At 74.1% G+C, this 26382-nt stretch carries 25 protein-coding genes and 1 pseudogene; 21 read left to right on the forward strand and 5 right to left on the reverse strand.

What is annotated here, in order from left to right:
• Positions 1-10 precede the first annotated feature (10 nt).
• From QL983_RS03375 to QL983_RS03415, 8 genes and pseudogenes are all read left to right on the forward strand, one after another.
• The gene (locus QL983_RS03375) at positions 11-1225 is read left to right on the forward strand and encodes an acetyl-CoA C-acetyltransferase (RefSeq protein ID WP_020625412.1); all 1215 of its coding nucleotides are present in this window, start codon (positions 11-13) and stop codon (positions 1223-1225) included.
• 55 nt (positions 1226-1280) lie between these two features.
• The gene (fabG, locus tag QL983_RS03380; protein ID WP_020625413.1) at positions 1281-2036 is read left to right on the forward strand and encodes a 3-oxoacyl-ACP reductase FabG; all 756 of its coding nucleotides are present in this window, start codon (positions 1281-1283) and stop codon (positions 2034-2036) included.
• Between the two features lie 21 nt (positions 2037-2057).
• Positions 2058-2525, forward strand: coding sequence for a MaoC family dehydratase (locus QL983_RS03385; RefSeq protein ID WP_020625414.1), 468 nt, complete (start codon positions 2058-2060; stop codon positions 2523-2525).
• Positions 2522-2998 (forward strand): annotated as a pseudogene (locus QL983_RS11425) (AMP-binding protein); the annotation flags it as partial. The gene QL983_RS03385 and the pseudogene QL983_RS11425, both read left to right, overlap by 4 nt.
• A gap of 97 nt (positions 2999-3095) precedes the next feature.
• A complete protein-coding gene (locus QL983_RS11430; protein WP_196488485.1) occupies positions 3096-4097 on the forward strand; it encodes an AMP-binding protein in 1002 nt (333 codons plus the stop codon).
• A gap of 56 nt (positions 4098-4153) precedes the next feature.
• Positions 4154-5203 (forward strand): pseudouridine synthase, encoded by a 1050-nt coding sequence (locus tag QL983_RS03405; protein WP_036316079.1) that lies wholly within the window; start codon positions 4154-4156, stop codon positions 5201-5203.
• Positions 5200-5805: a VTT domain-containing protein gene (locus QL983_RS03410; RefSeq protein WP_036316081.1), complete on the forward strand. Its 606-nt coding sequence runs from the start codon at positions 5200-5202 to the stop codon at positions 5803-5805. The genes QL983_RS03405 and QL983_RS03410 overlap by 4 nt, the downstream gene beginning before the upstream one ends.
• Before the next feature lie 2 nt (positions 5806-5807).
• Entirely contained in the window at positions 5808-8144 is a 2337-nt protein-coding gene (locus QL983_RS03415) for a hypothetical protein (RefSeq protein WP_036316082.1), read from the forward strand.
• Positions 8145-8156: 12 nt separating this feature from the next.
• Here QL983_RS03415 and QL983_RS03420 read toward each other — a convergent pair whose 3' ends face one another.
• Positions 8157-8480 (reverse strand): hypothetical protein, encoded by a 324-nt coding sequence (locus QL983_RS03420; RefSeq protein ID WP_036316084.1) that lies wholly within the window; start codon positions 8478-8480, stop codon positions 8157-8159.
• Between the two features lie 125 nt (positions 8481-8605).
• Between QL983_RS03420 and QL983_RS03425 the strand changes: the two genes are divergently transcribed.
• The 10 genes from QL983_RS03425 to QL983_RS03470 all read left to right on the forward strand — a co-directional run bounded on the left by QL983_RS03425 (position 8606) and on the right by QL983_RS03470 (position 20650).
• Positions 8606-9733, forward strand: coding sequence for an oxidoreductase (locus QL983_RS03425; RefSeq protein WP_036316086.1), 1128 nt, complete (start codon positions 8606-8608; stop codon positions 9731-9733).
• A gap of 56 nt (positions 9734-9789) precedes the next feature.
• On the forward strand, positions 9790-10329 hold the full coding sequence (locus QL983_RS03430) for an NUDIX hydrolase family protein (RefSeq protein ID WP_036316089.1): 540 nt from the start codon (positions 9790-9792) through the stop codon (positions 10327-10329).
• 2 nt (positions 10330-10331) lie between these two features.
• Positions 10332-11231 carry a DUF6707 family protein gene (locus QL983_RS03435; protein WP_230297492.1) on the forward strand — a complete coding sequence of 300 codons (900 nt, stop codon included), beginning with the start codon at positions 10332-10334 and terminating at the stop codon, positions 11229-11231.
• 117 nt (positions 11232-11348) lie between these two features.
• Positions 11349-11921 (forward strand): GNAT family protein, encoded by a 573-nt coding sequence (locus tag QL983_RS03440; protein WP_036316092.1) that lies wholly within the window; start codon positions 11349-11351, stop codon positions 11919-11921.
• A gap of 74 nt (positions 11922-11995) precedes the next feature.
• On the forward strand, positions 11996-12790 hold the full coding sequence (locus tag QL983_RS03445; RefSeq protein WP_100059247.1) for a glutamine amidotransferase: 795 nt from the start codon (positions 11996-11998) through the stop codon (positions 12788-12790).
• Positions 12791-12820: 30 nt separating this feature from the next.
• Positions 12821-13780, forward strand: a complete 960-nt coding sequence (locus QL983_RS03450) for an ornithine cyclodeaminase family protein (protein WP_230297491.1) — start codon at positions 12821-12823, stop codon at positions 13778-13780.
• A gap of 200 nt (positions 13781-13980) precedes the next feature.
• Entirely contained in the window at positions 13981-17253 is a 3273-nt protein-coding gene (locus QL983_RS03455; RefSeq protein ID WP_222122707.1) for a type ISP restriction/modification enzyme, read from the forward strand.
• Positions 17254-17282: 29 nt separating this feature from the next.
• Positions 17283-17993, forward strand: coding sequence for a DUF3800 domain-containing protein (locus tag QL983_RS03460; RefSeq protein ID WP_145951216.1), 711 nt, complete (start codon positions 17283-17285; stop codon positions 17991-17993).
• A gap of 143 nt (positions 17994-18136) precedes the next feature.
• The gene (gene tgt, locus QL983_RS03465; protein ID WP_145951215.1) at positions 18137-19474 is read left to right on the forward strand and encodes a tRNA guanosine(34) transglycosylase Tgt; all 1338 of its coding nucleotides are present in this window, start codon (positions 18137-18139) and stop codon (positions 19472-19474) included.
• Between the two features lie 234 nt (positions 19475-19708).
• The gene (locus tag QL983_RS03470) at positions 19709-20650 is read left to right on the forward strand and encodes a hypothetical protein (RefSeq protein ID WP_145951214.1); all 942 of its coding nucleotides are present in this window, start codon (positions 19709-19711) and stop codon (positions 20648-20650) included.
• Between the two features lie 101 nt (positions 20651-20751).
• Here the strand turns inward: QL983_RS03470 and QL983_RS03475 are convergent, their stop codons facing one another.
• Entirely contained in the window at positions 20752-21966 is a 1215-nt protein-coding gene (locus QL983_RS03475) for an acyl-CoA dehydrogenase family protein (protein WP_101963058.1), read from the reverse strand.
• A 126-nt stretch (positions 21967-22092) separates the two neighbouring features.
• Between QL983_RS03475 and QL983_RS03480 the strand changes: the two genes are divergently transcribed.
• Positions 22093-22698 (forward strand): TetR/AcrR family transcriptional regulator, encoded by a 606-nt coding sequence (locus tag QL983_RS03480; protein WP_095353596.1) that lies wholly within the window; start codon positions 22093-22095, stop codon positions 22696-22698.
• Between the two features lie 10 nt (positions 22699-22708).
• Here QL983_RS03480 and QL983_RS03485 read toward each other — a convergent pair whose 3' ends face one another.
• The 3 genes from QL983_RS03485 to QL983_RS03495 all read right to left on the reverse strand — a co-directional run bounded on the left by QL983_RS03485 (position 22709) and on the right by QL983_RS03495 (position 24228).
• A complete protein-coding gene (locus tag QL983_RS03485; RefSeq protein ID WP_095353572.1) occupies positions 22709-23344 on the reverse strand; it encodes an N-acetyltransferase in 636 nt (211 codons plus the stop codon).
• Between the two features lie 99 nt (positions 23345-23443).
• Complete coding sequence (locus QL983_RS03490) at positions 23444-23767, reverse strand: putative quinol monooxygenase (RefSeq protein ID WP_010079505.1); 324 nt, start codon at positions 23765-23767, stop codon at positions 23444-23446.
• Positions 23764-24228: a DUF4126 domain-containing protein gene (locus QL983_RS03495; protein ID WP_044659066.1), complete on the reverse strand. Its 465-nt coding sequence runs from the start codon at positions 24226-24228 to the stop codon at positions 23764-23766. The genes QL983_RS03490 and QL983_RS03495 overlap by 4 nt, the downstream gene beginning before the upstream one ends.
• Before the next feature lie 131 nt (positions 24229-24359).
• Between QL983_RS03495 and QL983_RS03500 the strand changes: the two genes are divergently transcribed.
• Together QL983_RS03500 and QL983_RS03505 are read left to right on the forward strand one after the other, a co-directional pair.
• Positions 24360-25205: a hydroxymethylpyrimidine/phosphomethylpyrimidine kinase gene (locus QL983_RS03500; protein WP_020624820.1), complete on the forward strand. Its 846-nt coding sequence runs from the start codon at positions 24360-24362 to the stop codon at positions 25203-25205.
• Between the two features lie 56 nt (positions 25206-25261).
• The gene (locus QL983_RS03505; RefSeq protein ID WP_020624819.1) at positions 25262-26317 is read left to right on the forward strand and encodes a hypothetical protein; all 1056 of its coding nucleotides are present in this window, start codon (positions 25262-25264) and stop codon (positions 26315-26317) included.
• The last annotated feature ends 65 nt before the right edge of the window (positions 26318-26382 follow it).

Below are 26382 nucleotides of genomic sequence, written 5' to 3' on the forward strand. Positions count from 1 at the left end.
GAGCACCACCATGCCTGAAGCCGTCATCGTCTCCGCCGTCCGCTCCCCCATCGGCCGCGCCCGCAAGGGGTCCCTCCGCGACCTGCGCGCCGACGACATGGCCGCCCAGATGGTCACCGCCGCCCTGGACCGGGTCCCCGAGCTGGACCGCGCCGAGGTCGAGGACCTCATCCTGGGCTGCGGCGCCCCCGGCGGGGAGCAGGGCGGCAACCTCGGCCGCGTGGTCGCGGTCTTGGCCGGCCTGCCCTCCGTGCCCGGCACCACCATCACCCGCTTCTGCTCATCCAGCCTGCAGTCCACCCGCATGGCGTTCCACGCCATCCGCGCCGGGGAGGGGGACGTGTTCGTCTCCGCCGGCGTCGAGTCGGCCAGCCGGCTGGACCGCGGCGCCTCCGACGAGGACACCCGCAACCCGGCGTTCCGCTCCGCGTGGGAGCGCTCGGCCCGCCGGGCCGAGGGCGACGCCCCCGTGTGGACGGACCCCGCCGAGGAGGGCGAGCTGCCGGACGTCTACATCGCCATGGGCCAGACGGCTGAGAACGTGGCGCAGCTGCGTGGCGTCTCCCGCCAGGCCCAGGACGAGTACGCCGTGCGCTCCCAGCAGCTCACGGAGAAGTCCCAGGCCTCCGGCTTCTGGGACCGGGAGATCTCCCCGCTCGTCCTGCCCGACGGCATCCGGGTCACCCGGGACGACAGCCCGCGCGCGGGCACCACGCTCGAGGCCGTTTCCCAGCTGAACCCCGTCTTCCGGCCCGACGGCACCGTCACCGCCGGCAACGCCTGCCCCCTCAACGACGGCGCCGCGGCGCTCGTCGTCATGAGCGACACTCGCGCCGCCGAGCTGGGGCTGACCCCGCTCGCCCGGATCGTGTCCACGGGCCTCTCCGCCCTCTCTCCCGAGATCATGGGCCTGGGCCCCGTGGAGGCGTCCCGGCAGGCGCTGGCGCGGGCCGGGATGAGCATCGACGACGTCGACCTCGTGGAGATCAACGAGGCGTTCGCGGCGCAGGTGCTCCCCTCCGCCGAGGACCTGGGGATCCCCCTGGACAAGCTCAACGTCAACGGCGGGGCAATCGCGCTGGGCCATCCCTGGGGTATGACCGGAGCCCGGATCACCGCCACCCTGCTGAACTCGCTGCGCGAGCACGACAAGCACATCGGCCTCGAGACCATGTGCGTCGGCGGCGGCCAGGGCATGGCGATGGTCATCGAGCGCCTGTCCTGAGTCCTTCCCGCCCCGTCCGCACCCGCACCCGCACCGACCCTCCCGGAGGAACCCCATGACCGAGCCCCGCATCGCCGTCGTCACCGGAGCCGCGCGCGGCATCGGCGCCGCCCTGGCCCGACGCATGGCGGAGGACGGCTTCGCCGTCGCCGCCGTCGACCTCTCGGCCGAGGCGTGCGCCGACGTCGTCGGGCAGATCGAGGAGGCCGGCGGGACGGCCCGCGCCTTCGCCGCCGACGTCGCCCGGGAGGAGTCGGTCGCCCAGGTGATGGACGCCGTCGTCGCCGAGCTGGGTGCGCCCGCCGTGCTGATCAACAACGCGGGCGTGCTCCGGGACAACCTGCTGTTCAAGATGAGCGCCCAGGACTGGGACACGGTGATGGACGTGCACCTGCGCGGGCACTTCCTCATGACCCGCGCCGCCCAGCGCCATATGACGGAGCAGGGGTGGGGGCGGATCGTGAACATCTCCTCCACGTCCGCGCTGGGCAACCGGGGGCAGGCGAACTACGCCGCGGCCAAGGCCGGGATCCAGGGCTTCACCAAGTCCGTCGCTATCGAGCTGGGCCGCTTCGGGATCACGGTGAACGCCATCGCGCCGGGCCTGATCGAGACGGACATGACCCGGGCCACCGCCGAGCGGATCGGCGTCCCCTACGAGACGTACGTGGCCAAGGCGGCGGAGCAGATCCCCGTCGCCCGCACCGGCACCCCCGAGGACATCGCCGCCGCGGCCTCCTTCTTCGCCCGCCAGGAGGCCTCCTTCATCTCGGGCCAGGTCCTCTACGTGGCCGGCGGACCCAAGGCCTGAGCCCCCCACGAGGAGAACGCCATGCAGACCTTCGACGGACTGGACGAGTTCGAGCGGGCCGTGGGCACCCACCTGGGCCACAGCCGCTGGCGCACCGTCACCCAGGAGCAGGTGGACCTGTTCGCGGACACGACCGACGACCACCAGTGGATCCACGTGGACCCCGAGCGGGCGGCCCGGGGACCCTTCGGCTCGACGGTCGCCCACGGCTTCCTCACCCTCGCGCTGCTGCCCTCGATGGTGCGGGAGATCTACCGGGTGGAGGGGATGGCCATGGTCGTCAACTACGGATCGGACCGGGTCCGCTTCCCCCATCCGACCCCCGTCGGCGCGCGCATCCGCGCCGGCGCCGAGCTCACCCGCCTGGACCGCGGCCCCCAGGGGGCGCTGGCCATGGTGACCACCACCGTGGAGATCGAGGGAGTGGCGAAGCCGGCCTGCGTGTCGGACTCGCTCTTCCTCCTCCGCCCGGGAAAGGACGCGTCATGACGTTCAACATCTCCGTGCTCCTGCGCGAGAGCGCCGCCGAGCACCCGGACCGCCCCTGCGTGATCCTGGGCGACCGTGCCTGGATCTACGCGGAGGTGGACGCCGCCGCCGACCTGGTGGCCGCGAACCTCAGCGGGCTGGGCCTGGCCCCGGGCACCTCGGTGGCGGTGCAGCTCCCGGACATCCCGCAGTTCCTGTTCGCCTACTTCGGCCTCGTCCGTGCCGGCTTCGTCATGGTCCCCCTCAACCCCCTGCTGACGCCGCGCGAGATCGCCCATCACCTGTCCGACTCGGACACGGCCGTGCTCATCACCGTGGATACGGCGGCCGAGGCGGCGGTCAAGGGCGCGGCCCAGGCGGGCGGGTCCGACGGCGGTCCGACGGTGTACGTGGTCTCCACGGGCGCCGGGGAGCGGCCCGCGGGGACCCGGGACTTCGCGGAGCTGCTGGCCCCCGGCCCCTCGGTGGACATGGCCCCCACCCAGGCCGACGACACCGCGGTGATCATCTACACGAGCGGCACGACCGGCCCCCCCCAAAGGCGCCGAGCTCACCCACTTCGGCATCTACATGAACACGACGGTCTCCGGCGCGCGCATCCCGATCCGGCCCGACGACGTGGTCCTGGCCGTGCTGCCCTTCTTCCACGTGTACGGGCTCACGAGCGTGCTGAACATCTGCGTCCGCCACGCCTGCACCATGGTCCTGCTCCCCCGCTTCGACGCCGCCGCCGCGCTCGACCTGGTGGAGCGCCACGGGATCACCCGCATCTCCGCCGTGCCGACCATGCTGATCGGCATGGTGGAGGACCCCGACACCGGGCGGGACCTCTCGTCCGTGAGCCAGGTGGTCTCCGGAGGCTCGGCCCTGCCCCAGGAGGTGCTGCGGCGCTTCGAGGCGAAGTTCCCGCGGGCGACCATCCTGGAGGGGTACGGCCTCTCCGAGTCGACCAGCTCGGTGGCGGTGAACGTCTCCCGGGAGGAGCGCCGCGTCATGTCCATCGGCAAGCCGCTGTGGGGCACCGAGTGCCGCGTGGTGGACGCGGAGGGACACCTGCTCGGCCCCGGGGAGGACCAGGTGGGGGAGCTGCTCTTCCGCGGCCCCACCATCATGAAGGGCTACTACCGCAACCCCGAGGCCACGGCGGCCACCCTCGTGGACGGGTGGCTGCGCACCGGGGACATGGGGTACCGGGACGAGGACGGGTTCATCTACGTGGTGGACCGCAAGAAGGAGCTCATCCTCCGCGGCGGGTACAACGTGTACCCCCGCGAGGTGGAGGAGGTCATCGCCACGCACCCGGCGGTCTCCGAGGTGGCCGTGGTGGGGCGTCCGCACCCCTCCCTCGGCAGCGAGGTGGTGGCGGTCGTGAGCACCCGGCCGGGCATGAGCGTGACCCCGGCGGGGGTCATCGAGCACGCCAAGGTCTCCCTGGCGGCGTACAAGTACCCGCGCGAGGTGGTCGTGGTGGACAGCCTCCCCAAGACCGCCACCGGCAAGATCCGCAAGCGGGACCTGGCGACCACGCTGGCCGAGCCGGCCTCCCCCGAGTCGCACTCCGCGACGCCGTAGCCGCCCGCGACGACGGCCGCGCTTCCCTGTCCTCCCCTCCTGGGAGAATCGGGAACGTGGCCGTCCCCTCCCCCCTTCCCCTGCGTAACGGCGTCAACGCGACCCGCCTGCGCCTGCCCGCCTCCGGACCCTGGGCGTCCGTCCAGGAGTACGTCCTGGACCGCTTCGGCCACGTGGACCCGGACGGCATCCGGCGGCGCTTCGCCTCCGGGCAGGTCGTGGCCGCGGACGGCGCCCCCATCCCGGCGGACACGCCGCTCGGCGTGCACGACGACCTCTGGTACTACCGGGACGTCCCCGACGAGGCCCCGCTGCCCGTGACGCACACGCTCCTGCACCGCGACGAGCACCTCGTGGTCATCCACAAGCCGCACTTCCTGCCCACCACCCCGGGCGGCCGCTTCGTCCAGGAGACCGCGCTGGTGCGGCTGCGCAACGAGCTCGGCCTCGATGACCTCGTGCCCCTGCACCGGCTCGACCGGGCGACGGCCGGCGTCGTGATGTTCTCCGCGAACCCGGCCACCCGCGGCGCCTACCACCTGCTCTTCGAGCGGCGTGCCGTGGCCAAGACCTACGAGGCCGTGGTGCTCCTGCCGGAGGCCCCCGACGACGGCGCCCGCGGCCCCGGCGCCCCGGCCGACCCCGTCCTGGGGCGATTCCCGCTGACCGTGCGCAGCCGGATCCGCAAGGACAAGGGGGTCCTGCGCTCCGTGGTGGAGGAGATCCCCGCGGCGGCCTCCGGGCGGCGCGCGGGCGCGCCGGTGCGGACCCGGCGGTCGAACCGGCCCCACGCCGGGGCGAACGCGGAGTCCCGCGTGGAGCTGCTGGGCGTCGGCGTCTCCGCCGGGACGCTGGCGGGGCGGCGCGTGGCGCACCTGCGGCTCACCCCGCGCACGGGCCGCACCCACCAGCTGCGCATCCACCTGGCCGCCCTGGGCCTGGGCATCGCGTTCGACCCGTTCTACCCGGACCTGCTCGACCTCGCCCCGGACGACGTCACGCGTCCCCTGCAGCTGCTCTCCCGGTCGCTGCGCTTCACGGACCCGGTGACGGGCGAGGAGCGGGAGTTCACCTCCCCCGCTGAGCTGCAGGAGCGACCGCGGTGACGGGCGGGGACCCGGCCGCCCTGATGGACGCGCTCGGAGCGTGGTTCCACCCGCTCACCGCGCTCCTCGTGGCCCTGGACGCCCCGATCCCGCCCGTCCCGTCGGAGGTGGTGGTCATCGGCTCGGGGGCGCTCGCGGCCGAGGGCCGGGTCTCCCCCGTGGCCGCGGTGCTGGCGGCGTGGCTGGGCTGCTGGGCCGGGGACGTCGGCCTCTACGCGCTGTTCCGCCACGGCCTCGCCGACCGCCTGGACCGCTGGGCGTGGTGGCGTCGGATCCACCGGGGGATCCGGACTCTGCTGGTGCGGGTGGGCCCGGCGGGCAGCCTGGCGGGGCTGTCCGTGCTGCGGTTCGTCTCGGGCGGGCGGACGGCGTCGATGGCGGCGGCCGGGATCGGCGGGATCCGCTGGCCCGTGTTCCTGTGGCTGTCCGGGGCGGGCTCGCTCGCGTGGTCCGGGTCCATGGTGGGGCTCGGCTGGCTCACCGGCCGGGCCACCGGCCTGCCGTGGTGGGCGTCCGCGGTGGTCGGCATGGTGTTCGGTACCCTTGCAGGGTTGATGATCGCGGGGATCATGGCCCACCGTCGCCGGGGCCGGAAGGGGTGAGCATGCAGGACGCGTCCTCCGAGTCCCGTGCCGCCCTCGAGCGCCTCCGGGACGCCTCGGCGCCCCGTCCCGACGACGACGCGACGCGTGCCCCCGCCGAGCGCCCCCGCCGCGCCCTGGCCGCGCCCGGGGAGATCTCCCGCCGCGATCTGCGCCGTCACGAGCGCGCCCTGCGCTCGGGCCGACCCGAGACCGCCGCCGAGCGCCGCGTGCGCGAGGACCGCCGCGCGGATGTGCACCGCGCCATGGACCGACTGCGCACTCCGGGCGCTCCCGCCCAGCAGCGCCCACGCCGCGACCTCAGCGAGATCCTGGACCGCCTCGGCAGCCCGGACCTCGCCCGTTTCACCGACCCACTCGTCGGCACGGTCGAGCGCATCCTCCCCGCCCCGGGGCGGGACCCGGAGAAGGCCGCGGAGGCCGCACGCCGCCGCACTGCGGCCGAGGAGCGCCGGCGGGCCCGCCTGCGAGCCGGTCGGGAGCGCGCCGCCGAGGCCGCCCGTCGCCGGGCCGCCGAGCACGAGCGGCCCGTCGCCGAGGCCGCCGCCGCGGCCCAGGCCCGCGACGCCGCCCGGGCCCGCGACGCCGCAGCCCTCCAGGCCCGCCTCGACGAGGAGGCCCGCCGGGCCCAGGCCGCGCGGGTGGCCCGCCGCCGCCGCGAGGAGGAGAAGCAGCGCCGTCGGCGTGAAGCCGAGCGGCGCCGTCGGGTGGCGGCCGAGGAGAAGGCACGTGCCGCCGCCGAGGCGGAGGCCCGCCGCCGGGAGCGGGAGGAACGGCGCCGCCGGGAGGCGGAGGTCGCCGCCGAGCGCGCCCGCGTGCAGGCGGAGCGGCGGGCCCGCGAGGAGGCCGCGCTCGCGGAACGGGAGCGGCTCCGGCTCGAGGCGGAGGCGGAGGCGGAGCGCCGTCGGCAGGCGGCCGAGGCCGAACGCCGTCGCCTCGAGGCCGAACGCGTCGAGGCCGAGCGGCGCCGTCGGGCCGAGGAGGCCGAGCGGCGCCGTCGCGAGGCGGAGGAGGCCGCCCGCCTCGAGGCCGAGCGACGTCGTCGCCAGGCCGCACGCGTCCGCGCGTACACCGTGCTGCACGCCGAACGCGCCCTCGCCCAGGCCCGGCTCCTCGAGGACCGCGCCCGGGAGGCCGAGCGCCGTGCGGCGGAGGACGCCGCCCGCCGCCGTCGCGAGCACGAGGAGCGGGAGTCCCGCGCGCTGGCCCGGGCCGCGCGCGAGCTCGAGGGCCCCGAGGTCTTCCCGGCCGCCGCCGACCGGCCGCTGCTGTCCGACCCGGAGGAGCGGCTCACCGATGAGGAGCTCTTCGCCCGGGCGCGGGTGGCCCTGCCCGAGTGGCGGCGGCGGCAGCGGCTCTCCACGAAGGCGCAGGCCGTCCGGGCCGAGGCCACCGCCCACTCCTCGGCGGGGCCGGTCACGGGCGCCCTGCCCCTGATCCCCGGCTACACCCCCGCGCCGCCCGAGGAGCCGGCCGGCTCACCGACCGCTGCGGACCGACGCGGCCAGGCGCTGCTGACCGTCGTGTGGGCGCTGTTCGTGCTCTCCGGCGCGTGGGGCCTCGGTCTGGCCGGCCGCGTCCCGGGGCTCGGCGCCCTCGATGCCGGCGCGTACCCGCTCACCGCCGACGGCCGACACGGCCCCGGCGCGAGCGTGTTCGGGCTGTCCCCGCTGCACCCGGCGATCTGGCCGGTGCTGTGGCTGCTGACCGGCATGTACGTGCTGCGGCAGTGGGGGCGGGGCCAGGGCGCGTCGCCGCGGCACCGCCGCATCCGGGGCGCGATCGCGGGGGCCCTGCTGGCGCTGGCGCTGTGGTTCCCCCTGGCCGTCCTGGCCCCCGGGGGCTTCGACGTCGTCCCGTGGCTGCTCGCCCTGGTCCTCATGCTCCGTGTGGTCCGGCGGCTCGGCGCACGCCCGGCGGCCCGCCGCGTCGCACGGGTGGCCGAGGACGGCGCGCTCGGCGTGCTGCTGGGCACCCTCCTCGCCGGCGCACCCACCGCGGTGGGCGCCGCCCTCCACGCCTGGGGTGTGCACGTCGGCTGGTTCCCGACCGAGCTGCTCGCCCTGCTGGTGCTGGTGGCCCTGCTGCTGGCGGCCCTGCGCCTCGTGCTCGGGGGGCGCGGCCGCATGGGTGTGGCCCTGGGCATGGCCTGGACCCTGCTCTGCCTCGCCCTGCCCCGCCTGCTGCCCAGCCCGCTCGGGGCGCAGCAGAGCGCATGGGTGGGTCTCGCGGCCGCCTTCGGGGCGCTGCTGCTGGTCACCGCCGCGGCCGTGCGCCGCTCCTGGGCCCGCCAGATCGAGCGCGACGCCGCCCGCCGGCCGCACCCGGCCGGCGCCTGAGCCCGGCCCCGTTCAGCGCCCGAGCCCAGCGGGCACCGGGACCCACCGGCCGCCGTCGCGCCGGAGCACGTCCAGCCGGCCCGTCACGGCGACGCCGGACACCGCCTCCGCCATCCGCCGCGCCACCTCGGCGGCCTCGGCGTCCTCGCCGGCCCGGTGCGAGCCGGGCACCGTGAAGCGCAGCACGATCCGCGGGACGCGCGCGACGACCTCGATGTCCTTGGCCGCGAGCACGTGCGTGGCCTGGACGGCGGCCTCGGCCAGGTCCATGACCTCGTCGGGCCGGTGGCCGGGCAGGAGGTCGCCGATCTGCAGGCGGGCGCGGTAGGAGGGCATGGGCCCAGGGTAGGGGTGGACGCAGCAGCGGTGACGACTTCTCTCGTCGCACGGGCCGGCCCGCCCTTCCGCCCGCCGCGGACGCGTGCCCTCCCGTGTCCGGACCCGCTCGTAGGGTGGGGTGCATGACTCAGACCGCCACCCCGCAGACCGACGCCCCCGCCGTGCCCGCGATCTTCGAACCGATTGAGATCAACGGCGTGCGCGTGCGCAATCGCCTGATCCTGCCGCCGATGTGCCAGTACTCGTGCGAGGCGCGCGACGGCGTCCCGCACGGCTGGCAGTTCCAGCACCTGGGCGCCCGCGCGGCCGGCGGCTTCGGGATCGTGGTGGCCGAGGCCACCGCCGTCACACCCGAGGGGCGCATCTCCCCGTGGGACACCGGCCTGTGGAACGACGAGCAGCGGGACGCGTGGGCGCCGATCGCCGAGTTCATCGCCTCCGAGGGCGCCCTGCCCGCCATCCAGCTCGGTCACGCCGGCGCCAAGGCCTCGACCGTCCCCATGCACCCGGGCGCGCCCGCCGGGCAGCCGATCCTCGAGGGCCCCGACTCCTGGGAGACCCTCTCCCCCTCCGGCGTGGCCACCAACTCCATGGAGATCCGCACCCACGCGATGCGGGTGGACGAGATCCGGGAGACCGTCCAGGCCTTCGCCGACGCCGCCGAGCGCGCCGACCGTGCCGGCTTCGGCGCCGTGCAGCTGCACGCCGCCCACGGCTACCTCATCCACCAGTTCCTCTCGCCGCTGACCAACACCCGGACCGACGAGTACGGCGGGGACTTCGAGGGCCGCACCCGCTTCCTCAAGGAGGTCGTGGCGGCCGTGCGCGAGGTGTGGCCCGCGGACAAGGTCCTCGGCATCCGCATCTCCGGCTCGGACTGGGTCGAGGGCGGCTGGAGCATCGAGGAGACCGTCCGCCTGGCGCAGGAGCTGCAGGGGCAGGTGCACTGGTTCGACCTGTCCTCCGCGGGCATCGGGGACACCTACGAGGGCCCTCAGGGCCCGGGCTATCAGGTGCCGCTGGCCACCGCCGTGAAGGAGGGCACCGAGGGGATCGTGGTGTCCGCCGTCGGCTCGCTGACCGGCGCCGAGGAGGTCGCGGCCGTGGTGGACGAGGACCGCGCCGACGCCGTCTGCGTGGGCCGCGCCGCCCTGGCGAACCCGAACTGGCCGACCGCGGCCGCCCTCGCGCTCGACGTCCCCTCGGAGCAGGTGCCGATGGCCCGGCAGTACTTCCGAGCCAAGTGGTGAGCGGAACACGCGGGACCCGGTGTGCCCCCGGCGCGGAACTCCGGTAGAACAGAACCATGAGCGTGCGCACCCCCGACCCGAATCCGGGCTGGCTGTCCGACGAGGACCTCTACGAGGCCCGGCGCCGGCTGCCCATGGTGTATGTGGAGGCCATCCCGGTGCGGCTGGACTCCCTCGGCTACGTCACCGAGATCGGCCTGCTCTACGTGGCGGACGAGACCGGCACGTTCCAGCGGACGTTCGTCTCCGGACGCGTCCAGTACCGGGAGACCATCCGCGCCGCGCTGATGCGCCACCTGGAGAAGGACCTCGGCCCGCTCGCGTTCCCGCAGCTGCCGCCATCGGTGGTCCCCTGCACCGTCGCCGAGTACTTCCCGGCGCCGTCCGAGACCGGGCTGACGGACGACCGCCAGCACGCCGTGGCCCTGGTGTACGTGGTGCCGGTGACGGGTGAGTGCCAGCCGCGCCAGAACGCGCTCGAGCTGACCTGGCTCACCCCCGAGGAGGCCCTCGGCGAGGACATCCAGGCCGAGTTCATCGGTGGCCGCGGGGACCTGGTGCGCCAGGCCCTCGCCCACGTGGGATGGGGGCGCTGAGCATGGCACCGGTCGTCGGCGGCTACCTCCGCCATCTGAAGTCCCAGGACGTGCAGCCCGGGGACAGCTTCCTGACCCGCCGCGGCGAGCCCGCCCCGCCCGTGGCCTCGACCCGGGTGATGCGGGACGACTTCGGCACCCCCGCGCTCGTGATCGCCACCCTCGAGGGCGGCCGGGAGGTCAAGATCGCCCACGGCTCCGTGATCCGGGTCCGCACGGACCGCCCGGAGGAGCGCAGGGCCGTCCCGGACACCACCTTCTCCCCCGTGGACGCGGGGTCCCCCGAGGAGCGGATCGTCGCCGTCGGCAAGCGCCACCTCGACGACACCGAGCTGACCGCCACCGCGGCCCGGCTCTCCCACGGGTTGAACCTGCGCTCCGGCTCCCAGCTGGAGGACGTGTTCGGCATGGCCGAGCGGCTCTACCTGCTGCACGAGGACACCGAGGGCACGCTCGCCACCCTGGGCCTGCTGACGAACCTGCCGTGGGACGGGGCCGTGGGGCGGTGGAAGTCCATCCAGGCCGCGCTGTCCCTGGCGTCGCTGATCCTGCGCGAGGAGGGCGAGCACATCGCCGCCGCCAACCTCGGTCGGCGCCTGCTCGAGGCGGACGAGGTCCCCTCCGAGCCGGGCCGGGCGTCCCGGGTGCTCGAAGTGCGCCAGCGTCAGCTCAACGAGCCGCCGCTCTACGACCGGGAGATCTCCCGCGCCCTGCAGGCCCGCGACGCCGAGGCCGAGTATCAGTGGCGCCGGGCCCGGTTCGGCCAGCTGCTCTACCTGCGTGCCCGCGGCGGCTCGGAGACGCTCACGGACGCCGACCTGGATTCCCGGATCGCCCGGGAGCTCGGCGCGCTGCGCACCCTCGCCGACGAGCTCGAGGCGAAGGCAGCCACGCGCCGGTGAGGCCCAGCCGCGGGACGGGCGTCGAGAGCCGGCCCCGTCCCCGGTGACACGCCCTCCGGGGTCCGGCTCGTGTGGCGCACCTCACTCTCCAGCCCCTGCCGGGGTTATGCTCCCGGCATGACCGGCTCCGCACCCGCCCAGCTCCGCCTCCTCCGCGCCACGGACGCGCCCGCCGTCCTGGCGGCCTTCCACGCGGGCACCGTCGGCATGGCCGATCCCGCAGAGGTCACCGACGACGCCTCCGCCCGCGCCTACGTCGACGGACTGGTCCAGGCGGAGGGGACGGACGCCGTCGCCGTGGTGGAGCGCGGGACGGACACGCTGATCGGCCTGGTCGCCGTCGTGCGCGACGAGGCGCACGGCACCGGCGCGCTCACCGCCTGGCTGCATCAGGGCTGGCGCGGGGACGCGATCATGTCGCGGGCGGCGACCACCGTGGCGGACGCCGAACTGGCCGAGGGCGGGCTCGAACGGATCGAACTGGCCCACCGGGCGGACAGCCCGACGGCGGGGGCCGTCGCCCGGGCCGCTGGGCTCCGTCACGAAGGCACGCAGCGCGGCCGCCTCCGCACGGGCGGGCGGCGGCTCGACGTGCACCTCTACGGCCGGCTGGCCGCGGACCCGCTGCCCGAGGAACGCGTCCGTCCCCTGCCGTGGGCCTCCGACGCCCGCCCCTGGGCCGACCGCTGACCGCGACCCGCCCCCGACGACGCCCCGCGACGCCGTCACGCCCTCCCGGCCCGATGCCCCGCTAGTCTGCCGAGATGACCACCCCGACCGGCGCCGTCCCGAGCCCGCATCCGCGGCCGTTCCTCCTCGTCCAGACGCGCCCCGAGGACGACGCCGCGGCCGCCGAGGTCGAGGCCGTCCAGCGACTGGGCGGCTATCCGGAGGGCCGGCTGCGGGTGCTGCGCCTGGACCGCGTCGTGCAGCGCCCGGACGTGGCCACGCACGGCCTGGACTGGGAGGCGGAGCTCGCGGACGTCGCCGCCGTGATCCTGCCCGGCAGCCCGTTCACGGGCACCGATCCCGAGGAGACCAAGTCCCCCGTGCAGCGCGCCGTGGAGGCGGAGCTGGGCCGGATGCTCGACGTCGTCCGGCGCCGCGACCTGCCGTTCCTCGGCTGCTGCTACGGCGTCGGCACACTGGGCCGGCACGCCGGCGGCGTCGTGGACAACGCGTACGGCGAATCGGCCGCGCCCGTCGAGGTCACGCTCACCGACGAGGGTGCCGCGGATCCGTTGCTGGCCGGGGTCCCGCGCACGTTCGCGGCGTACGTCGGCCACAAGGAGGCGATGAGCGCGCTGCCGCCCGGCGCGGTGCTGCTCGCCGAGGGCGCCGACTGTCCCGTGCAGATGTTCCGGCTCGGCACCCGCCAGTACGCCACCCAGTTCCACCCGGAGCTGGACCAGGCCGGGATCCTCGAGCGCCTTGAGATCTATCGCGAGCACGGGTACTTCGCGCCGGGCGAGTACGAGCCCACGGTGGCGGGGCTGGCCGCCGTCGACCCCGAGCACCCCCGCCGGATCCTGGCGAACTTCCGCACGCTGTTCGGCTGAGCCGCCCGGCCCACCCCGTAGCGTGGCCGCATGGACACGCACCGCGCCACCGCTTCCCTGCCCTGGATCGACGGCCCCGCCGTGCGCGCCGCCCTGAGCCCGCGCGCCGCCGTCGACGCGCTGGAGGCGGCCCTCGCCGCCGGCCTGGACCCGGAGGCCGACGCCCCCCGCACCCGCGTGGCCACCGCCGCCGGGCAGCTGCTGCAGATGCCCTCGACGCGCGGGAGCGAGGTCGGCACCAAGCTGCTCACCCTCACGCCGGACAACCCCGAGCGCGGACTGCCCGTCATCCAGGGCGTCTACGTGCTGTTCGGCGCCCCGGGCACCCCCGGCCAGGCCCCGCGGGCCGTGCTGGACGGCGTCGAGCTCACGGGCCTGCGCACCTCCGCGGTGTCCGCGCTCGGGGTGCGGCTGCTCGCGGACACCTCGCCCCGGCACCTGGTCGTGTTCGGCACGGGCGTGCAGGCGTGGGAGCACGCGCTCACGTTCCAGGACGTGTTCGGGCTGGAGCGGGTGTCCGTGGTGGGCCGCGACGCCGGCCGGGCCGCCGCCCTGGCCGCGCGCATCGAAGCGGAGCTGGGCGTGCCCGCGAGCGCCGCCGGCCCGGCGGCCGTGGCGGAGGCGGACGTCGTGGTGACGTGCACGGCCGCGACGGCCCCGCTGTTCGACGGGACGCTCGTGCCGGAGCACGCGACGGTCGTGGCGATGGGCTCGCACACCACGGACGCCCGCGAGACCGACGACGCCCTGGCCCGCCGCGCGACCGTGGCGGTGGAGTCGCGGGACTCGGCCGCCCGCGAGGCCGGGGACGTGACCCTCGCGGTGGCCTCCGGGGCCCTGGCCGGGATCGAGGACACGGTGACGCTGGCCGAGCTCGTGGCCGGGACCGCGCGTCGTCGGGAGGGCGCGCCCGCCCTGTTCGTCACCACCGGCATGCCCTGGCAGGACCTGGTGGTGGCGAGCGCGGTGGCGCGGGTGGTGCTGGGCTGAGCCGGGGCGGCCGCGTCCGGCTGCCGGATCGAGGGCGTGTCCCGGCGCCTGACGGGGAGGAGGACGAGGGCGCCGACGAGCCCGACCAGATTTCTCGCCACGAGCGGGGCGAGGCCGGTCTCCGCGGTGTCGGCCCAGTCGAGCACACCCCGTCTGGATAGAGTGACTCGCGCCACCCTCTTCACTGCAAGGCAGGACACATGATCGACGCACCCCTCGCCCAGCTCGCTGAGACGTACGCCCGTGACGTGCGGCTCGCCTCTACGAGCGGGGTCTTCGCCGAGCCGGAGGCGCAGCTGACGGTCCCGGTCTCCGAGTTCCTGCGCGCGTTCTCCTCCGTCACCGGGCTTGGGGACCTCAGCCTGTTGCGAGAGGCCCAGCTCGACGGCGTGCGCCCGGACTTCGCCGCCCTGATCGACGGTCGCCCCTGCGGATGGGTGGAACTCAAGGCACCCGGCCACACGGTCATCGGAGAGAAGTGGCGCGGCCGGGAGAAGGGCCAGTGGGACCTGCTCTCCCAGCTGGACGCGCTGCTCGTCTCGAACGGAGACGAGATCGCCCTCTATGTCTCCGGCTCCCCTGTGGACACCGCGTTCCTGCCCGTCGACGGCGTCGCAGGCTGGGACGCGGACCGCCTGCGCACCGTCCTGGAACAGTTCACCCTGGCCCAGCCTCGGCCGATCACCCGAGTGAGCCAGCTCGCGGACCGCCTGGCCCCGCTGGCCCGCTTCCTTCGACAGCGCCTCCAGGAAGGCCTGTCCAACAACTACCGCTCGGTGCGGGAGGCGAAGGCGGCCTGGGACCACACGGTGCACCACACGACCACGGACGCCCAGTTCGCCGGCGACGTCGCCCAGGTGGTGGCCTACTCCATGGCCATCGCCGGTCTCTCCGGCCAAGCGGACCGGAACGCCGACGGCGTGGTGACGCTCGAGGAGGCCAAGCAGGCCCTGGAGACGGCCCACCGCAATGTTCTGGCGGCGTCCCTCGGACCGATCATCGGCATCCCGGCGCTCATGGAGTACATCGCCCCGGAGGTCGGGGCCATCATGCGGCTGGTGTCCAGCATGGACGTGGCCGCCATCGAGCGCTCCACGGACTCCCGTGGTGAGCCATGGCTGTGGTTCTACGAGGACTTCCTCCAGCGCTACGACCCGGCCGCCCGTAACCGGGCGGGTGTCTACTACACGCCGATCAGTGTGGTGCAGTGCCAGGTACGCGTGGTGGACGCGCTGCTGCGGGAACGTTTTGGTCAGACCCTGGGCTTCGGCGCCCCCTCGGTGGTGACGCTGGACCCCGCGACGGGCTCCGGCACCTACCCGCTGGCGGTCATCGACCGCGCGGAGGCAGCGGCCCGGGAGGAACGCGGCCCGGCGGGGGCGGCCCAGGTGGCCAAGAACCTCACGAAGAACCTGCTGGCCTTCGAGCTGCTGCCCGGCCCATACTCGGTGGCGCACCTGCGCATCGGCCAGCGGCTCGCTGAGGCACAGGATCACGCCTTCCAGGCGGAGGAGATCGGCGTGTACCTGACGGACACCCTGGAGGACCCCTCGGCGGGCATGGCGGAGGGGTTGTTCGGCGACGCGCGAGTCCTCGCCGAGGCCGCCGAGGCGGCCCGCCGGATCAAGCGGGACCGGCGCATCACCGTAGCCATCGGCAACCCGCCCTATGACCGGGTGACCTCCGGCACCGGCGGCTGGGTGGAGCACGGGGACGGCGAGGACGCGCTGTTCGACGACGTGATCGGCCCCGCCCAGGAGCAGGGAGTGATCTTCTCCGCCCAGGCCTCGCTGTACAACCTGTACGTGTATTTCTGGCGGTGGGCCATCTGGAAGGCGTTCCAGCAGGACCCCGGGGACCAGGCGATCATCTCCTTCATCACGGCGTCCTCGTGGTTGACCGGCCCGGCCTTTGTGGGTCTGCGCGATCTGGCCCGTCGGACGGCCAGTGAGATCTGGGTGATGGATCTTGGCGGCGAGGGCCGCGGGGCACGCCAGGAGGAGAACGTCTTCGACATCCAGACCCCGGTGGCAATCGTGACCTTGGTGCGCACCGGCAAGGCCGCCCGGGAAGCGTCCGTGTACTACCGGCGCTTCCGGGGCACGCGCGCGGAGAAGTTCGCGGCCCTGGACGAAGTGGCCCGGTTGGATCCCAGCGACACCCTGTGGGAGCGCCTGCCCGGTGGGGCGGGCGACCCCTTGGCGCCGGCCAGCGGCGGGGAGGACTGGGCGGCCATGCCCGCCCTGGCAGACCTCTTCCCCTGGCAGCAGCCCGGGATCAAGTACAACCGCACCTGGCCCGTGGCCCCGGATCAGGACACTCTGCGACGGCGGTGGCGAGAGCTGTTGGCCGACCCGTCCGCGGACGCCCGTGCGGAGAAGTATGTGACGGGCCTCTCTGGGCGCACCATCCACACCGCCGTGAACGGCCTGACCCCACTGGCGGAACTGCCCACCGACGCTGAGCACCGGCCGATCACACGGGTGGCGTGGCGCTCCTTCGACCGCCAGTGGACCTTCGACGATCCTCGATTGATCAACTTGGAACGCCCCGCTTTGTGGCAGGCGCTCTCGGACCGCCAGCTGTTCTTTGTCTCCCCTAAGACAGCCCGCATCAGCGGTGGCCCCGCCGTGACCGTGGCGACGGCGGTGCCGGATCTGCACTACTTCGTCGGCTCCTACGGCGGCAAGGACGTCATCCCCCTCTACCGGGATGCTGAAGCCGCCCAGCCCAACGTTACCGGCGGGCTGCTCCCATTGCTGGGGGAGCGCTACAGCCAGGAGGTCACGCCGGAAGACCTGGCCGCCTATGTCATGGGCGTCGCCGGCCATGACGCCTACGTCCAGCGGTTCGACGAAGCCCTGGAGGGCAGCCCCGTCCGCGTGCCGCTGACGGTCGACCCGGCCCTGTTCGCCCGTGCCGTGAAGCTGGGTGAACGTCTGCTGTGGCTGCAGACCTACGGGGAGCGGTTCACCGGTGCAGATCGCCCCGCCGGCCGCGTACCCCGCATTCCTGGCCTGGGTTGGGAAGCCCCCGTGACGGCCTTGCCTGCCTCCCCGCGGGCCGTGTCCTACGACCCTGCAACCCAGCGGCTAAAGGTGGGGGACGGCGTCGTCACCGGCGTGAGTCCGGAGGTCAGGGCCTTCGCCGTGTCCGGCATGAACATCCTGGACAAGTGGCTCGGCGCCAGGACGGCCACCGGCATCGGCCGCGCCGCCGGCAAGGCAGCCACCCCGCTGGACCGTATCCGCCCCATCGAGTGGGCAGACGAGTGGAACGACGAGCTGCTCGATCTGCTCCGAGTGCTGACCGAGACCGTGTCACTGGGCGGCGACCAGGCAGACCTCTTGGACGAGATCCTCGCTGGAGACCTGATCCCGGCGAACGAACTCCCCGAACCGACCCCGGCCGAACGGAAGGTTCCCAAGACGATTAAGCGGGATCCCGGTTCCGAGCAGCGTGGGATGTTCTGAACGCCGGAGACGACGGAGGGGCGAGACCTATGCGCATCTGTTACCTGGACGAGTCGGAACAGCAACAGGACGGGGTCTACTACATCGGAGCCCTCGTGGTCACCGCTGAGCAGATTCGCTCCATCGACCGGGACCTCGATGCTCTGCATGCCCGACTCCGCGAGGCGCACCCGCGCTCGGTCCCGGCCGGTCTTGAGTTCCACGGTCATGCCATATTCCAGGGAAAGGAGGGCTGGGCGGAACTGAAACCGGGCGTACGGGCGTGGGCGAGTCAGAAAGCGGTGGAACTCATCTGCCGTCACTCACCGTGGTTCGGCCTGCAAGGAGTAGATGTCGACGGGCTCCGTCGACGTCGCGGCTGGGAGGGCGCAGAACCTCACGTCGTTGCCTCCAGTCATCTCCTCAACCGCGTCCACCGGCGCAGTCGGTTGGTCTCTGAAGGACTTCTCGTCATCGCCGACGACCACCACCTCCGCGAGGACAGCAGGACCGCGTACCACCGGATGCGTTCGAGAGCCGTGCAAGGGCTGAGCGATGGAAAACTTCACCACCTGTTGGACACGATGTACTTCGGCCCGTCCAACCGCAGCCGCTTGCTGCAGGCCGTGGATATGCTCACCTACTTCGAGCAGCGGAGGCGCCACGTCCAGGAGGATCACCGGGAGGCGGCGCGTCGCATGAAGAACATCGGTGCCTCACTCGATTCGGTACTCGGGCATTCGTACGTATGGCGGCCCTGACCCAAAGACACACGAAGCCCCCGCACTGAGGCGGGGGCTCGGTTGGACGGAAGACGCCTTCCGGCGCGTCCCGTGTTGACTATCGTACCCCTCCCGCCACTCCAGGGACAGTGCCCGTCCGTCTCCATGACTACCCTGAACCTATGCCCTCCCCCGAGTCGCCCTCGTCCCCATCCCAGCAGGCCCCCGCGCATCCCTCGCAGTTCGGCTTCGAGGTGACGCACCGGCTGGAGACCGGCGGTGCGGACGGCGCCCCGCTCGGGCGTACCGGCGTGATCACCACGCCGCACGGGCGGATCCAGACGCCGGCGTTCATCCCCGTCGCGACGCAGGCCTCGGTGAAGGCGGTGCTGCCCGAGTCCATGGCGGAGCTCGGCGCGCAGGCGCTGCTGGCCAACGCGTATCACCTGTACCTGCAGCCCGGTGACGACCTCCTGGACGAGGCCGGCGGCCTCGGCGCGTTCATGAACTGGCCCGGGCCGACCTTCACGGACTCGGGCGGCTTCCAGGTGATGAGCCTCGGCTCGGGCTTCAAGAAGGTCATCGACATGAAGGGCCCGGGCGCGCCCGAGGGGCAGGGCGCCGACGACGCCGTCGCCCCCGGCAAGGAGCGCCTGGCCAACGTCGACGACGACGGCGTCTGGTTCAAGTCCCACCTCACCGGGGACCGGCACCGGTTCACCCCCGAGGTGTCCGTGGGCATCCAGCACAACCTTGGCGCGGACATCATGTTCGCCTTCGACGAGCTGACCACCCTGCACAACTCCCGCGGCTACCAGGAGGAGGCGCTCGAGCGCACCCGCCGCTGGGCCCAGCGCTGCCTCGACGAGCACGCCCGCCTCACCGGGGTCCGCTCGGCGCGGCCGTACCAGGCGCTGTTCGGCGTGATCCAGGGGGCCCAGTACGAGGACCTGCGCCGCAAGGCCTGCCGCGACCTCGCGGCGATGCGGGCCGAGTTCCCGGCCGCGGGGGAGCTCGACGGCGTGACCTCCGGCTTCGACGGCTACGGCGTCGGTGGGGCCCTGGAGAAGGAGAACCTCGGGACCATCGTGGGCTGGTGCGCGCAGGAGCTGCCCGAGGACAAGCCGCGCCACCTGCTGGGCATCTCCGAGCCCGACGACCTGTTCACCGCCGTCGAGAACGGCGCCGACACCTTCGACTGCGTCTCCCCCACCCGTGTGGCCCGCACCGGTGCGTTCTACACCCGCGACGGGCGCTACAACCTGCCCGGGGCGAAGTACCGCCGCGACTTCGGCCCGCTGGACCCCGAGTGCGACTGCTACACGTGCGCCCACTACTCCCGCGCGTACCTGCGGCACCTGTTCAAGGCGAAGGAGATGGTGGCGCACACGCTCCTCTCCATCCACAACGAGCGGTTCACGGTCTCGCTCGTGGACCGGATCCGTGCGGCCATGCAGGATGGCACGCTCGCGGAGCTCAAGGCCGAGACCCTCGGCCGGTACTACGCCCCGAAGCGCTGAGGGGTGCTGGGTCCGCCGGCACGCCAGCACACTGTGACGGGCGCGAGCCAGACGTTTCTGCTGTTCTGAGGGGGCTGTCACGACCGATTCGTCTGGCTCAGCGCCGCTCGGACGCGTGGGGGACGTGAGCCAAACGATTCAGCGGCTCCTGCACAGGGCCGCCGGCCCGCCTCGCCCTCCACGGCCCTCGCCGTCGCGGCACTGGGTCCGCTGGTGGAAGGGAAGGCTGGCGGCATGGTCGCCCCTCCTCCGCACGACGACGCCGCCCTCAGCCCCGTCTTCCCGGTCGCCGCGGGGCTGCAGGCCGGCCTGACGGCCTCGCAGCTGCGCGGCCCCCGGTTCGACGCCCCGCACCACGGGCTGCGGCACACCGCCGGGGGTCAGCCCTCACTGGCCGACGTCGTCCGCGCCCTCCAGCGGACGAACCCCGGCACCGCGGCCACCCACGCCACCGCCGCTCGCCTCTGGGGGATGTGGCTGCCGCGGCAGTGGGAGCGCGGCCCCATCCATCTGGCGCGCACGCGGGCCGAGGGCGGGGCGCCGCGCCGCAGCGGCGTCGTCGGGCATGAGCTGCACCCGCAGGACCCCGTGCTGGTGCGTGCCGGGGTGCGGATCACGACGCCGGCCGCCACCTGGGCGGCGCTGGCGCAGCTGGGTCTGCCGTTGGCCGACGTCGTCGCCGCCGGGGACAGCCTGCTGCAACGGGCGGACGGCCCGGCCGGCCGGCGTCGCCCCGGCGAGCATCCGCGGTGCACCGTGCGTGATCTGGAGGCGGAGGTGCTGCGGGTGCGCGGGAGGCGAGGGACGCGGACCCTGCGAGCGGCCCTGCCGCTGCTCAGGGACGGCGCGGATTCGAGGGCCGAGACGCTCCTCCGACTGGCGCTGGCCGACGCGGGTGTGCCGGAGCCGGAGGTGAATCCGCTGCTGATGCTGAGCGACGGGTCCACCGTCCGGCCAGACCTGGTGTGGCGGGAGGCCCGTGTCTGCGTGCAGTACGAGGGCGATCATCACCGGACGGACCCGCAGCAGTGGCGCCGTGACATCGAGCGCCACCGCCGGATGCAGGCCGAGGGGTGGATCGTGCTGCGCGTGACCGCCAGCGTCTTCACCCAGCGGGGCCTCGACGCCCTGCTGCGCGACCTCGCCGCCCACCTGCGGCTCCGTCTGCCTGCGTGAGCCAGACGAATCGGCCGCCGAGCCAGACGAATCGGCGGCAGGGGGGGCGTGCGTACCAGCAGAAATCTCTGGCTCACGCCGCCGCCCCCGCTCGCGTCATCTCACACGAACGCGCCGACCCCCGTGATCTCGCGGCCGATGATCAGCCCCTGCACGGTCTCGGTGCCCTCGTAGGTGTGGATCGCCTCGATGTCCGCGAAGTGGCGGGCCACCTCGTTCTGGATGAGGATGCCGTTGCCACCGAGCAGGTCGCGCGCGTTCGCGGCGATGGACCGCGCGGCGCGCGTCGCCGAGTACTTGGCCATGGACGCCATCGGCCCGGTGAGCCGCCCCTCGTCCTCGAGCCGGGTCGCACGCAGCACGAGCAGCTGCACCTGGGTGAGCTGGGAGAGCATCTCGGCCAGGCGGGTCTGCACGCTCTGGGCGGCGGCCAGCGGCCGGCCGAACTGGACGCGCTGCCCCGCGTACTGCACCGCCGCCTCGTAGCAGCCCACGGCCTTCCCGAGGGCGGACCACGCGACGCCCACGCGCGTGGCGAAGAGGACGCGGGAGGTGTCCTTGAAGGAGCGGGCCTCGGGCAGGACGTCGGCGTCGGGCACGAACACGCCGTCGAGGGTGATGTGGGCCTGGTCGATGGCCCGCAGCGCGACCTTGCCCTTGATGACCTCGGCCGTGTAGCCCTCGGACTCCTGGCGCACGATGAACCCGCGGACCTTCTCGTCCTCGGCGCTGCGCGCCCACACCACGGTCACCCCGCCGGCGGCCCCGTTGCCGATCCACTTCTTGTGCCCGTGCAGCCGCCAGCCGCCGTCGACGCGCTCGGCGCGGGTCTCCAGCGAGACCGAGTCGGAGCCGTGGGTCGGCTCCGTGAGCGCGAAGGCGCCGTAGAGCTCGCCCCGCGCCATGGCCGGCAGGTGCTCGGCACGCTGCTCCTCGCTGCCGCACAGCTGGATCGAGCGCATGGCCAGACCGCCCTGCACGCCCGTCATCGTGGCGATCGAGCCGTCCAGGCGCGAGAGCTCCATCATGGCCAGGCCCGCTGCAACGCGGGAGACGTCGGGCAGCCCGTCCACGGGGACGCCGTCGCGCAGCAGGTCGGCCTGCCCCAGGCGGGCCACGAGGTCCAGCGGGTACTCGTGGCGGTCCCACGCCTCCCGGATCCGGGGCAGCACGTCCGGCTCGAGCGCGAAGGCGCGGGCCCGACGCCACACATCCTTCTCGGCGTCGGAGACGTCCGCGAGCGCGAGGTAGAAGTCGGTGTCCAGCGGCGTGGCGACGTCGTACTCGGGCTCGACGGTGGGCAGGGTCTCGGTCATGGTGGCCTCCCGGGCGGGGTCGGAGAGATGGGTGTGTCCGCCATCACCCTACACCAACTGACACGCCATCTCACAGAATCAGACGCAGTCTCACCTCCTCTCCGCGCCCGTGGCACCATGGCCCGCATGACGACGCCCGCCGAGGACACCCTCACCGCCCTGATCCACCTGCTGGACCGCGAGGGCTACGACGCCGTCACGGCCGACCAGCTCGCCCGCCAGGCCGGCATGAGCCGGGCCAGCTTCTTCCGCCACCTCGGCGGGAAGGAGGAGGTGGTCTTCGCCGACCACGCGGCGCTGCTCGCCCGCCTGGACGACTTCCTGCGCGGCACCTCCCTCGGCGTGCGGGAGGCCCTGGAGGAGGCGGTCCTCCAGGTCTTCCGGCATCACACCGCCGATCCGGACCGGGCCCGGGCGCGCTCCCGCCTGCTGCGCGGCTCCCAGGCGCTGCGCACGCGCGAGCTGCTCACCTCGCACCGCTACACGGAGCTGTTCTCCGGCTGGCTCGCCACGGCCCTGCCGGACACGCCCGTGCGCGGCGGGGTCGCCGTCGGGCTGGCGGCGGCCGTGGTGGCCGTCCACAACCGCGCCCTGCGGGCGTGGCTCCACGTCCCGGCCGACGACGCCGAGGCCGGCCTGCGCGCGGACCTCGCGGAGGTCATCGCGCGGCTCACGGCCGAGCCGGCCGAGGCCGAACGGACGCTCGCCGCCGTGCGCCGACTCCTGGACTGAGACCGGGCTCTCAGCGGCCGGCGACCTGCGCGTTCTCCGCCCCGAACGCGGGCGGGTAGCGGAACTCGCCGGCCGGCACCTCGGCCCCGTCCTGGAGCGTGAGGACCTGCAGCGCCTCGGGCTGCCGGGCGAAGGCCGCGTGCACGCCGTGCTCGGAGGCCCGGTGGAAGCCGAACTTCGCGTAGTACTCGGGCCAGCCGTAGACCACCACGACCTCCTCGCCGTCGGCCTGCGTCGCCTGCAGCAGGGCGTTGACGAGCGCGGTGCCGGCGCCCTCGCCCTGGTGCTCGGGCAGGACGCCGTGCGGGGCGAGCGCGAGCACCTCGGCGTCGTCGATGTGGGCCCGGACCAGGGTGCCGTAGCCCATCGGGTCCGACTGCAGGTCCGTGCCGGGGATCGCGGCGGTCATGGCCACGAGGGAGTACTGGGGCAGCCAGCCCTCCGCGCCGCCGGCGAGCGCCTCGACGAGGTCGGCCTCGGCCGTGGACGCGAAGGCGAGCTCGGCGATCTGGCGGACGGCGCGGCGGTCGGCCGGATCGTCGTGATCGGCCTCGCGGGTGGACCAGCGGTGGCCGAGATCCTGGCCGGCAGGGACGTGGGCGGTGCGGTGGCCGGGGGTCTGGGTGCTGTTCTGCTCGGCGCTCATGCGCTCACCGTAGCCAGGGTGTGACCCCGGATACAGGGACGGCGCCCTGCGTCACGCTCGTGACGCGGGCGCCGTCGCCTCCTCCGGCCGGGGGCGGGCTCAGTCGATCTGCAGCTCGCCCATCGGGCCGAAGCCCTCCGCACCGACCTGCTCGGAGATGATCTGGGGCGTGCTCGCCAGCAGCGGGCGCATCGCGTCCAGGCCCTCCTGGAAGTGCGGGGACGCGACGTGGGCCTGCGCACCCTCGTCCGTGAACCCCTCGAGCAGGAAGTACTCGTTCGGGCCGCCTTCCACCGGGCGGTACCACTCGAAGAACAGGTTGCCGGGCTCGGAGCGCACGTCCGCGGTGTACTTCGCGACGGCGTCCATCCACTCGTCGGCACGCTCGGGCTGGACGGTGAACTTCAGGTTGATGAGGATCATGCCGTCCATTCTGGTCCACCCGGCACGGCCGCGGCACGGCCTCGCGTCCGCCGCGCGCGGAACCGCCGGGCCAGCAGCCACAGGCCCACGACGACGGCGACCACCAGCACGGCGACCAGCACCGGCAGGAACAGCGCGGCCGCGACGAGGCCGGCCGCCGAGACGTCCTCGGCCGCCGAGAGCACGGGCGCGGCGGCCCCCACCGTGACCGTGTCGGCTCCCACGACCGTCTGGACGACGTCGTTGACCGCGTCCACCCCGGGGATCTTGTCCGCGACGAGCTCGAGCGCGAGCAGGGCGCCGAGGATCCAGAGGGAGGCGTCGGCGGAGAGCCACGTCCACCCCGCGGGCAGGTCGACGAGCCCCGTGAACCGGTCCAGCAGACCCAGGGCGAGCAGGGGGATGTAGGCGTTGAGCCCGGCCGAGGTGGCCAGGCCCGTGCCGGTGAGGAACTCGAGCACGTCCGTCCCCGTCCTTCGCGGGTCGCTCGGGGCGCCCGGGCGGACGCTCCGGGTCCGAGGACCCTCGTTCCCCGGTGAACACCGCCGGCCGTCGGGCGCTTCCCGTCCGGGGTCGGTCCTACCATGGGCGCATGCCCCAGACCGCTCACTCCCCCCAGCACTCCGCCTCCGCCCCCGCGCTCGCCCTGACCATCGCCGGGTCCGAGGCCACCGGCGGCGCCGGCGCCCAGGCCGACCTCAAGACGTTCCAGGAACTCGGCGTCTTCGGCATCGTGGCGCTGACCTGCATCGTCTCCTTCGACCCGGAGGACGACTGGAACCACCGCTTCTTCCCCGTGCCCACCGAGATCCTCCAGCAGCAGCTCGACGCCATCCAGGGCGACTACCCGGAGCGGCTGCGCACCGTGAAGCTGGGCATGCAGGGCTCCCCGGAGGTCATCCGCACCTCGGCCGCGGCCCTGCGCCGCGCCGAGTGGGACCACGTGGTCCTGGACCCCGTGCTCATCTGCAAGGGCCAGGAGCCGGGCCACGCCCTGGACACGGACCAGGCGCTCAAGGCCGAGCTGCTGCCGCTGGCCACCTTCACCACCCCGAACCACTTCGAGACGGAGCAGCTCTCCGGCATGACCGTGCGCTCGGTCGAGGACCTGACGGCGGCCGCTCGGCGCATCCACGAGATCTCCGGCGCGGCCGTCCTGGCCAAGGGCGGGATGCACCTGCCCGGCCCGGACGCCGTGGACGTGTTCGTGGACGGGGACACCGTGGAGGTGCTCTCCGCCCCGAAGATCGGCCAGTCCGGCGTCTCTGGTGCGGGCTGCTCGCTCGCCGCCGCCGTCACCGCCGAGTTGGCCAAGGGTGCCACCACGCTCGAGGCCGCGCGCCGCGCCAAGGAGTTCGTGCGAGCCGGCATCGCGCAGGCGGTGGAGGGCCGCACGCCGTTCGCCGCCCTGTGGCAGGGCGGCCTGCGCTCCGCTTGAGCGCGCACGTGGGCCGCTGACTCGTCCTGAGCCGGGCGGTGCGCCACACTGGGGGCATGAAGCTCCCCTCCCCCGCCCCTTCCGCCCCCGGCGAGGTCCACCACTCGGCGTCGTCCGTTCCCGTCGACGGCGTCGAGGCCGTCTTCCCCGCGCTGCGCCAGCGCGCCCTCGCCCCGGGCGGCCGGCTCTACGGGCTGGCGGCGGCGGCCGCGGTCGGCGGGCTCACCCTGCTGGATCCGCACGCCCGCCGAGGGCGCGAGCGTCGGGCCCTCGCAGAGCTCGAGGCCGCCGTCAGCGGCACGGTCCTCGCGGCCGAGACCGCCAACGCCCTCCACACCGCCGCGATCGCCGACGGCGAGGTGGCCCCCTCCCCCGCCGCGCGTGCCCTGCGCGGGCTCGGCGGGCTGGCCGTCGGCGGCGCGGTCGCGGCGGTCACGCTGCGTGCCACCGGCCTGAACGACCGGATCGACGGTGCCCTGGTGCGCGGGCTCCAGCGGGTCGGCGTCCCCGCCCCGCGCGTCGCGCTGGCCGCAGCGGCCTCCCTGGCGATGCTGCTGGCCAACGAGGACGCCCGCCGGACCCGCCGCGACGCCGTCGAACTCGCCGTCACCGGACCCGCCGGCCTGGACGAGGACCCGGTCGACGAGGTCGAGCCGGAGGCCACCGCCGAGCTGCCGGTCGAGGTGCGCGTGCTGCTCGAGACCCTGCTCGACCCGGCGCTGGCCGAGGGCCGGGACCTGCCCGGGGCTGAGGCGCTGCGCTCCCAGCTGCCGCACGCGCGCACCGTCGCATCGGTGGCCGAGGCCATCCGTGAAGCCGGCGAGGTCCCGGACTGGGTGCCGCTCGTCGTCCAGACCGACGACGACGTCCGGCGCGCGGTGCCGAACGACTGCGTCTGGCCCGTCCGCGGCCGCTTCGCCTCCGGATCCGCCGGAGGACACGAGCTCGAGCTGCGCCTGCAGGTGATCGACGGGGAGATCGGCGCCCTGACGGTGACCCTGCCCGCGGACGCCGAGGCGGACAGCGACGCCTGGGACGCGTTCCAGGAGATCGAGTCCTTCCCCGGCGTCGAGGACCTGGCCTTCCACGTGGACGGCGACCGGCGCGCCTGACCGGGAACTCTCCCGGGGCCCGTCCAGCCCGGCCCACTACAGTGGGGACCCGCCCGACGTCGTCG

This window comes from Micrococcus sp. APC 4021, from assembly GCF_030407635.1.
GTDB classification, from domain to species: domain Bacteria; phylum Actinomycetota; class Actinomycetes; order Actinomycetales; family Micrococcaceae; genus Micrococcus; species Micrococcus luteus.